10 protein-coding genes are annotated in these 9778 nt (G+C 36.0%); 7 read left to right on the top strand and 3 right to left on the bottom strand.

Translation table 11 applies throughout. The annotated features are described in order from the left end of the window. Positions 1-144 precede the first annotated feature (144 nt). Genes WKT17_RS16035 through WKT17_RS16005 form a run of 7 tightly spaced genes read left to right on the top strand, consistent with a single transcriptional unit; the run spans position 145 to position 6409 of the window. Positions 145-1215 (top strand): DNA adenine methylase, encoded by a 1071-nt coding sequence (locus WKT17_RS16035; RefSeq protein WP_291683498.1) that lies wholly within the window; start codon positions 145-147, stop codon positions 1213-1215. A 12-nt stretch (positions 1216-1227) separates the two neighbouring features. Further along, positions 1228-1407, top strand: a complete 180-nt coding sequence (locus tag WKT17_RS16030; protein ID WP_291683497.1) for a hypothetical protein — start codon at positions 1228-1230, stop codon at positions 1405-1407. A 13-nt stretch (positions 1408-1420) separates the two neighbouring features. Next, the gene (locus WKT17_RS16025; protein WP_291683496.1) at positions 1421-2302 is read left to right on the top strand and encodes a type II restriction endonuclease; all 882 of its coding nucleotides are present in this window, start codon (positions 1421-1423) and stop codon (positions 2300-2302) included. A gap of 10 nt (positions 2303-2312) precedes the next feature. Beyond that, positions 2313-2849: a glutamyl-tRNA amidotransferase gene (locus WKT17_RS16020; RefSeq protein WP_291683495.1), complete on the top strand. Its 537-nt coding sequence runs from the start codon at positions 2313-2315 to the stop codon at positions 2847-2849. After that, positions 2846-3595, top strand: coding sequence for a TRM11 family SAM-dependent methyltransferase (locus WKT17_RS16015; protein ID WP_291683494.1), 750 nt, complete (start codon positions 2846-2848; stop codon positions 3593-3595). The genes WKT17_RS16020 and WKT17_RS16015 overlap by 4 nt, the downstream gene beginning before the upstream one ends. Positions 3596-3612: 17 nt before the next feature. Beyond that, positions 3613-4818: an SIR2 family protein gene (locus WKT17_RS16010; RefSeq protein ID WP_291683493.1), complete on the top strand. Its 1206-nt coding sequence runs from the start codon at positions 3613-3615 to the stop codon at positions 4816-4818. Further along, on the top strand, positions 4808-6409 hold the full coding sequence (locus WKT17_RS16005; RefSeq protein ID WP_291683492.1) for an ATP-binding protein: 1602 nt from the start codon (positions 4808-4810) through the stop codon (positions 6407-6409). The genes WKT17_RS16010 and WKT17_RS16005 overlap by 11 nt, the downstream gene beginning before the upstream one ends. Positions 6410-6727: 318 nt before the next feature. Here the strand turns inward: WKT17_RS16005 and tnpC are convergent, their stop codons facing one another. The 3 genes from tnpC to WKT17_RS15990 form a co-directional block, all read right to left on the bottom strand. Beyond that, positions 6728-8347, bottom strand: coding sequence for an IS66 family transposase (gene tnpC / locus WKT17_RS16000; protein WP_178761433.1), 1620 nt, complete (start codon positions 8345-8347; stop codon positions 6728-6730). A gap of 292 nt (positions 8348-8639) precedes the next feature. Then, positions 8640-8972, bottom strand: a complete 333-nt coding sequence (gene tnpB, locus WKT17_RS15995; RefSeq protein ID WP_178761431.1) for an IS66 family insertion sequence element accessory protein TnpB — start codon at positions 8970-8972, stop codon at positions 8640-8642. Positions 8973-8991: 19 nt separating this feature from the next. After that, complete coding sequence (locus WKT17_RS15990) at positions 8992-9357, bottom strand: IS66 family insertion sequence element accessory protein TnpB (RefSeq protein ID WP_178761429.1); 366 nt, start codon at positions 9355-9357, stop codon at positions 8992-8994. Between the last annotated feature and the right edge of the window lie 421 nt (positions 9358-9778).

Genomic DNA, 9778 nt, shown 5'->3' with positions numbered 1-9778 from the left:
CTATAGTTAATTGCTATTGTGGCAAGGTTGTATCTTCCTTGCCACAATCAAATAATTTATTTTTAAATGCGAATGATATTGCTATTGTTCGAGAGTTGGAATATAATACAATACAGATGAGTGGAAGAAATCAGGAGGTTTATTATGGAATTTATGTCTGCAAGAGAGGCTGCTGATAAATGGGGAATTTCCCAAAGACGAGTAGCGGTTCTTTGTTCTGAACAGAGAATTGATGAGGCAACTATGGTGGGCAATATGTGGATTATACCAGTTACAGCTAAAAAACCAACGGATGCAAGAAGTACGAGGTATAGTAAAAGCGAAGAAAAGACAGTTAAGCCATTTTTAAAATGGGCGGGAGGCAAAGGTCAGCTTCTCAAAGAAATTGAACGCTATTATCCTTTTGATGAAGGGAGTATTACTAAATATGCGGAACCGTTTATTGGTGGTGGAGCAGTTTTGTTTGATATTCTTAGTAAATATGATTTGAGAGAGGTTTATATTAGTGATATAAATGCCGAACTAATCAATACTTATCGAATTATTCGTGATGACATTGATGAACTTATCGAGATGCTTAATATAATGCAGAATGCTTTTGTACCATTAGATACAGATAAACGTAAAGCATATTATATGCAGAAACGAGAACGTTTTAATTATTTAAAGGTAAATGGACATGAAGACATCAATATAGAAAAGGCAGCATTAATGATATTTCTGAATAAAACTTGTTTTAATGGGTTGTTCCGAGTAAACAAAAAAGGAATGTTTAATGTGCCTATGGGTTCATATAAGAATCCTATGATTTGTGATGAAAAAAATCTTCGTGCGGTGTCTGAAAAGTTGCAGAGAGTTGATATTGTTTGTGGTGATTATAGAAAGTCATCAGAATTTATTGATGAAAATACATTTGTTTATTTTGATCCACCATACAGACCTATTACTGATACAGCAAGTTTTACTGCATATACTGAGAATTTATTTAATGATGAAGAACAGATTGAACTTGCAAAATTTGTTGATAATATGCATAGAAAAGGGGCTAAGATTGTTATCAGTAATTCAGATCCGAAAAATTCAAATACAGAAGACGATTTTTTTGATAACATTTACTCTACTCATAAAATCAGAAGAGTTGAAGCAACTCGAATGATTAACTGTAATAGCGAAGCAAGAGGAAAAATTAAAGAATTACTTATTTCTAATTTTTAAGGAGGTTAAAATATGCCATACGGAGAATATGCACAATGTCCTTGCTGTGGTAAGACAGTATATGGTAAGGATGATATAGAACAAGAATTTGGTTACAGAAATATGGATGATGGACGTTATATTCCACAATCATATTGTCGAGAATGTCGTTCGGCTCATTGTGAAGCTGGAAAGCCTTGTAAAGTGCAGTAAGAGGAGAAAATATATGTCAAAGAGAGATTTTAATACTTGGTTATCGGGATTTCGTGATAGCATTGCTGATTATGGGTATTACATAGATTTTGAAAAGGTTCATAGAAATGTGGATAATATCAAGATAGAACTGAATATTTTGAATTCATTAATTGGTTCTAAGAGCGTTGAAGCCGATTTTGAGGGATTGATGAGAAAATATCCTGAAGTATTGAAGTGTATTCCGTTGCTTTTAGCGGTTAGAGCAAATGAGATATATTGTCAGGATGAAAATGGTGGCTATTTATTCCAATTTGACTTTGGGAAGTATCCGCCAAATAGTCACGTTCATTATGAACGATATAAATACTTTATGAGAGAAACTGGATTGTTTGATTTGTTACAGAATCATATTGTAAACAATTTGGTTGATTATGTAACGGGTGTTGAAACAGGACTTGATTCCAATGGTCGTAAAAATCGTGGTGGACATCTAATGGAGAACTTAGTTGAAAGTTATATTGTAGAAGCGGGATTTGTAAAGAATCAAACATATTTTAAAGAGATGAAAATTAAGGAAATTGAGAAGAAATTTCATCTTGACCTTTCAGCAATTTCGAATAAAGGGAAAACTGTTAAACGCTTTGACTTTGTAATTAAAACAGAGAACACAATTTATGGCATTGAAACAAATTTTTATGCAAGTAGTGGTTCAAAGTTAAATGAAACAGCACGTAGTTATAAACAAATCTCTCAGGAAGCACAGGAAATTGACAATTTTACATTTGTCTGGTTTACGGATGGAAATGGTTGGTTGGATGCTCGAAATAATCTTGAAGAAACTTTTGATGTTATGCAACACATTTATAATATCAAGGATTTGGAAGAAGGGATTATTAATAAAGTAATGATATGAGGTACAGCAAATGTCGAATAAAATATTTAGATACAATGTGAATTTAGTTCCACTACATATAGAAAATCAAGAACAAAATGCTTTTAGAGATGAACTCAACAATATACCATATTTGCTGTATGAGGCTGAAAATCTGTCAACAGGAGAAATAATTGCAATTAACAAGCCTGGAGGAAAAAGAAACTTTGGCAGGTTATCGAGAGATGATTTTATGGTGTTTATTTTCAACCCACGTGAACAAAGCTTATGGTTAATTAGCCATAGTGAAATTAGCGATGATATAGCTGATAAATATGAATATGATGAGAGAGAAGCATTGTTGCTAATTGAAGGTCTTTATAATGTTTGCTGTGGTGATGAGCCAGAAGGTGTTATTGAGCGATTACAACTTCGAGATACTATTGGAATTCCTGTAGAAACGATTCTTAAAGTATACAAATGGATTTGGGGACAAGAAGATTGCAATTACCCGACTAAATCTGGACGTTGGCTTTCAATGAATACTTTGTTGGATAGATTTGGAGTTAATATTGAGGATTTTAGATGATGGCAAAGAAAATAACTAAATGGGAGCCGGAAGACTTTGAATTGGAAATGACAACTCATTGGTCTTTTCCAAAACGAGGAGATTGGGCAACCCACGATGCAAAATGGCGAGGGAATTGGTCTCCATATATACCACGCAATCTTTTGCTTCGTTATTCAAAAGAGAACGATTTAGTTCTTGATCAGTTTGCAGGTGGAGGAACAACACTTGTGGAAGCCAAGTTGCTTAATAGAAATATTATAGGTGTTGATGTAAACGATGTTGCACTTGCACGATGTAAAGAAAAGGTATCTTTCGAACACGAAGGCGCAAATGGTAAGGTGTATCTTCATAAAGGAGATGCGAGAAAAATGGATTTTGTTCCTGACGAAAGTATTGATTTGATATGTACTCATCCACCATATGCAGATATTATAAAATATAGCGAGGATATTCCAGAAGACTTATCTTTATTGAAAGTAAAAGACTTTCTTGAGGAAATGAAATCAGTTGCTTCTGAAAGTTATCGTGTTCTAAAAAAGGACAAGTTTTGTGCAATACTTATGGGAGACACACGCCAAAAAGGACATATGATACCGATGTCTTTTGAAGTTATGCGTATTTTTGAGGAAGCAGGGTTCAAATTAAAAGAACTTATCATAAAAGAACAACATAATTGTAGAGCAACAGGATATTGGAAGACAAACAGTGTAAAATATAATTTTTTACTGATAGCACACGAATATTTATTTGTGTTTAGGAAGTAAGGAGGCAAGCAGCTTAAATGACAGAATATTTTATTTCGTCAAATATTAAATACGCATATGAAGATGGAAAATATTTGAAAAATGGGGCAGAACTTTTAGATGAGGACGGTAATAATATAAATGAAGCTTTATTTAAGCGCTACATACAAAAGGAAACAGCCAATTTTATTCATCAGAGTTATAGTAATATAATTGTTCTGGTCGGTGCGGGGGCCTCTGTTTTATGTACGAATAATGCGATAGATAACCGTTTTGGGAAGACTGTTGCAATGTTGGCAGATTTGATTAATACTGAGCTTAAGACAGATTCTAAGTATTATTCTCTTCAAGAATTAGCTGATTTATGCAAATATCCTGTTTCGGTTGAGGTTGAAGAAAATAGTGTAGGAATCAAATTAAATCCATTATTTAACTTAGAAGATTTTTTGTCAGATATACTGTCGTTTGAAAAGTATGTGTCAGATAGCAATTATGATAAATATATCTTGTCAAAAAATAAAATTTTTGAATTGATTGTGTCTAATACAAGTTATGAGTACGACAATACCTGTTTGAAACATTCTGCTTTTATAAATACGGTATCGCATCTCGTTAGAACGCCTAGTAAACTAACGTTGGTAACTACGAACTATGATACATTAATAGAAGATGCTGCTGATAGTATAGAGTACACGGTGATGGATGGTTTTACATTTACGCATAGACCGCATTTTGATAGTGATATGTTTGAATGGAATCTTGTAAAAGATATAGAAAATATAAAGACTAGGGAAATGGAGTATAAGAAAAATATCATCAATTTGCTTAAATTGCATGGGTCGTTAACCTGGGAACGTAATGAAAAAGGGATTTTTAGAAAGGAAAAGGGTGAGGTTACTGAACCAATTATGATTTTTCCAAGTTCTAATAAATATATGCAGAGTTATCAGGAACCATATTTCGAATTATTTACAAAGTTCCAAGAATTATTGAAAAGACCAAATACATTATTAATTACTACAGGATTTAGTTTTGCAGATAATCATATTTCACAAATGATAATACAGGCAATATTACATAATAAGAGTTTGGCAACATTAATTACTGATTTCAATATTACCCAGAACAATGCAAATTGGAAAAAGATAGAAGATTTGGTGCAACATAATTATAAAATTGCTTTTCTAAAAGCAACGATGAATACAGATTTAACAGACTACTTAGGAGAATATTATGACGATTGATTCTTTGTATGACAAAATGGATAAAAATAATTATTACATAGGAAGAATTTCACAGGTGTATAGAGATAACAGTATTGCACAAGTGGAAAACTTAACGTTATTGTCACATAGAAAAATTTACAGAGAGTCATTGATTCCCAATACTATTAATTATTTAGTAGTTGTTGATTCTGTTCGTGGTATTTTTCTTGGAGAAGTGTTTCAAACAAAGGTTGCATCTTCTGATAAGTTACACGATTCTATAAACTATGGGAAAACAGAGACAGTATTTCCAGAAATAAACATAGATATTATCGGAGTTATGACACATCACGATAAGAAATTTAGGCTACCAGAATTTATGACAGTGGGTGTTTCTGAAAAAGTTTATTTGGCTAATAGGGTGGTTCTTCAAAAGTATTTAGAATCAATCGAAACAACAAATTCACTAGAGGCAAAGATGCAATCGTTTGCAACATATCTTGATATGAATGAGGAAGAGGTATCGTTGAAACCAAGTACATTATTTGATCATCATTTATTTGTGGTTGGTGCAACTAATAGCGGAAAGTCCACATCGGCTTTATCGATATTGGATAAAGTTATTATTGCCAATAAAAAAACTTTGATTATTGATCCAACAGGTGAATATAAGGACTCATTTCCTGAACAAAAAGTGAAAAAGTTGAATTTAGGAATTGATACAACCATTTCGCCGGGAAAACTTTCGATGCAACAGTGGTCTATGCTTTTTGAAACGAATAGCAATACTCAAAGCGCAGTATTGGCTGAGGCAATCCATTCTCTGCGTTATCAGCAGAAAAGAGGACAAACTTCTTGTTTGGTGAAAGCAGGACAAAACATTGCACAATTACAACAACAATTAGCCACAGTGAGTAAAACAGATACAGATTTCGATATATCACTATTACCAGAGCAGATAGCAGCCGAATCGGTATCCGAAAATCGTGGTGTTTATGGGTATGATACTTTCAAAGCAAATGCGAATAGTTATCTTGTTCAAAAAGTAACATATCAGTTGGGGAATACGAACTTTTTGAATTTTTTTAATCATAATCTTCAATTATTGAATCTCTTGGATGAGATTAATTCGTTTATACATACACCAGATGTTAGTTTGTATATAAATGCTTCGACTCTCGGAGCTTCTGAGGGAATTGGAGGAATGATTATTGATCTCATATGTAATTATGTACTTTCACAAAGTAATATTATTCCATTTGTTTTCTTTATAGACGAGGTTCATAGATATACGAAATCGCAATATTCAGAAGAAGAATTTCACAAGGGCTTAACGCTTGTGGCTAGAGAGGGAAGGAAGAAAGGAATTTTTCTTTTTTTAACGTCTCAAAATCCTCAAGATGTGTCTCCCGTACTGCTGGGACAAATCGGAACTATGTTGATACACCGATTGACACATAATGATGAAATCAGAGCAATTAAAAATCATTTGGATGACTATTCTGTCAAACAGGTGAAAAAACTAAATCAAGGCGAGTCTATTTTGACAAGTATTAATCTTATGCAAAATATTTTTTTACATATAACAAAATGTAATCGAAAGCAAGATAATGATACTCCGATGCTGTAATAGAAGAGGAGAGAAACTTTTTTGAGTACATATAAAAAGAATTGTTTTCATAAGCAAAATAGCTTATAATTTGCGAAAGAACATATAATTATTATCCACAGTTACCGAGCAAGTGTTATCAACAGCGATAACAAAATGATAACATTAGTTCATATAGGCAGTATAATATGGATATATCAAATAATCAAAAGAACAGGAAACACGACAGAGAATAATTCCTAAACAAAATGTGTTAGAATTTGTCGAGTTTGAATAACGTAAACGCCAAATAGCGAGTACCTTGACATTTTTAGGCGGCTGCTTTGCAGCCACCAGTATTTAAGCTTTACGTATCTCTGCTGGAAGTTTTTCTGACCAAGGAAGAAGATCTTCCAAAAAGGAGCAATCCCTGTCATCCATATGTTGCGGAAGCTCTTCCAAGAGATACTGCACATAATTGAACGGCTTCAGATTGTTGGCCTTTGCAGTTTCCACAATGCTGTAAATGATTGCGGAAGTCTTGGCTCCATTGATTGTATCGATCATCTGCCAATTCTTCTTCCCGATACAAAAACCCCGGATTGCCCTTTCAGATGCGTTATTATCAATCGGGATGTCTCCATCCGTGAGAAATACACGGAGATATTTTTCCTGATTCAGTGCATAACCGACAGCATCACCAAATTTATCCTTTTTGGATACTTTTATGGTTTTCAGGTACGCAAAAAACGCATCCACAAGTGGTCTTATCACCACCTGTCGCTGCTTAAGCCGTTCATCAGAAGAAAGGTCCTTCAGTTTCCCTTCTTCCCTGTAGATTGCCTGAATCTGTTTCATCAGCAGAAATACATTCGACTCCTTTTGACAGGATTTAGGAATCAGCTTCAAAGCCTCATCAAATCTGCGGCGGCAATGAACCCAGCAGCCGGCAATGGTCAGTTCTTCCAACTCTTTTTCTAAAGTATGGTAGACCTGATAACCATCTGTCACACAAATGCCATCGTATCCTTTCAGGAATTTCCGTGGGTGGGATGTATTTCTTGTCTGCTGGTATTCATACAGGACAATCTGCCTGTTTTGATACAGATGTCCGGAACGGTATACCCACATCCAGCTTTTGGAACCCGCTTTGCGTCCGTCATGATTTACAAGCACCGGTGTTTCATCTGCCTGGATTATATGATAGGAATACAATTCTTTATGAAGATAATCATAAAGGACTGATAAATATTCCTCTCCCAGACGGATGCACCAGTTTGCCATGTTCTGCCTTGTAATCTGAAGACCATAACGCTGGAATTCCTGTTCCAGACGGTAGAGCGGTACTGCATTCACATACTTTCCATTGATGACTGCAGCGGCCAGGGAGGGGGATACCAGGCTTCCATGCAGCAGGACATTCGGATGGTCTGCTTTGACCATATGCTCATCTGTTTTGCTGGCATATACACCGATATGGTGTTCTTCCACTTCTACCTTTGCAGGTACGAAATGATATTTTCTGGAAATGGCATCCGGTAACTGTTTCCAGCCTTTTTTATCGAATTCTGCTTCCAATTCCGCCTCGGACAGATAGTGGTCAATCCTTCTTACCGGAAGCCCTGAAAGGTCAGCCTCTTTCTTGCCTTTGCGCTTTGGCTGCTTTGGAGACTTCGGTTCCAGATCTTCAGGCTCTGCGGCGCTAAGATCGCAGACGGCTTCTGCTTCATTGAAAAATACGATGGTTCCGTCTACTTCAAGGAAACAGATCTGGTTTGTGTCCTCCATCTTTTCGGAAGACCTGCCAAAACGGTTCTGCTTGCCAAGAATTACCTGTTCCATCAGAAGCTGCATTTTTTCGTTCGATGCATGAAGCTCCTTTGTTAAGACCTCCAGCTGTTCCTGCTGTTGTAAAAGCAGATGGATAAGAAACGACTTATCAACGCTATTCAATTGTTCTTCCGTATACCTGACTGCCATAACCGAACCTCACTTTCCTAAGTGGTATTATAGCAGAATCAACGTTTTTTGGCTATTTGGGGCTTCTGTCACCTTCGTCATTTTGACGGTGGATAACAGTCATGAATACCTGAAAATAAAAGCTTAAAATTCAGATATTTATGACTGTTATCCACAATCTGAAAAGTTTTTCAATCATGGGGATACAGAAACCCACGGAGAACTTTCAGGATGTGAATAACTTTCAATTTTATATTGCACTGGGTAACCCGGTGTGGATGAAAGTGATTTTATTTTCTATGTTTTGCACAAATCATAAGGAGAAAGCGGGATATGCAACTTCTTCAATAGGATGTCTGGCAACGATTTCCAACCCCTGCATCAGCATCTGATACTGGTCTGTGGTAATCTCCAGCGCTTCCTCTTTTGTACGGGGCCATCGGAAGTTTCCATTTTCAATCCGCTTATACAGAAGGAGAAATCCATCACCTTCCCAGATGAGTCCTTTTATCCGGTCCGTACGCTTACCGCAAAATAAGAATAATGTATTCTTATCATAAGGATCGAGCTGGAACTGAAAACGTATGATTCTTGCCAAGCCGTCAATTCCTCTGCGCAGATCCGTAAATCCAGTTGCCAGATACACTTTTTTGAATCCGGTACCATCATTGAGTATTTCTGATCACTCCCAAAAGTGTACTTAGAAAGGAGGCAGAAGCCTGGTCGGTAATTTCCAACGTGAGGTTGTTTCCACTTCTGATTATGGCAGCGATTTTATGCTCTGAGGTCGTATTTACCGGATGGAGTGCAGAGGAAGGAACTTCTACAAAGGCTTGTGTATGATCCGCAGTTTCTAAGTACGCCTCACGGACTTTCCGGAGTCTCCAGTAGTAACTCGCTTTTGTAATGTCGTGCAGCTGACACCATTCATCAATTTTCATTCCCTGTGGACGGTTTTTACAGTCCCTGATTAGTTCTGCCCATTCGCTCAAGCGGGTTTGCTGTGCAACTAAACTTGTGTGAGATTTCATGACTCACCTCCTGTAGCTAAGTCTAAAAAGTTGAGTACTAAACTTTTTGGACTTTATAATGATGAGTCTATTATCTCACATAGGATGATTTTGAAAAGGTACTCGCTATTTGGCGTTTACTGAATAACGGACAGAACCCCGGAAATGCTGATAAAATGGGCATTTCCGGGGTTGTTTTATGTCCTTTGGATCTAAAATGGATCTAATTTTTTCAGTGTGTAGCTTGACAAAAAATAGTGGTGTGGATATTCCAAGGCACACTCCACTATCCTGACAAGGGCAAAGTTGGATAACCTGAAAAAAGAATAGAAACATGAAAAGAACGACCTTAGACAAGGCAGAAAAGCCTTTGTCAGGTCGTTCTTTTCATGTTCAGAGAAATTTCAGGAAAAGTAGAAGAAACCTCATAAACAGTAAGCGT

It is taken from the genome of Blautia sp. HCN-20427, from assembly GCF_037890365.1.
Classification (GTDB): Bacteria; Bacillota; Clostridia; order Lachnospirales; family Lachnospiraceae; genus Blautia.
This window is presented reverse-complemented; position numbering and strand designations above follow the sequence as displayed.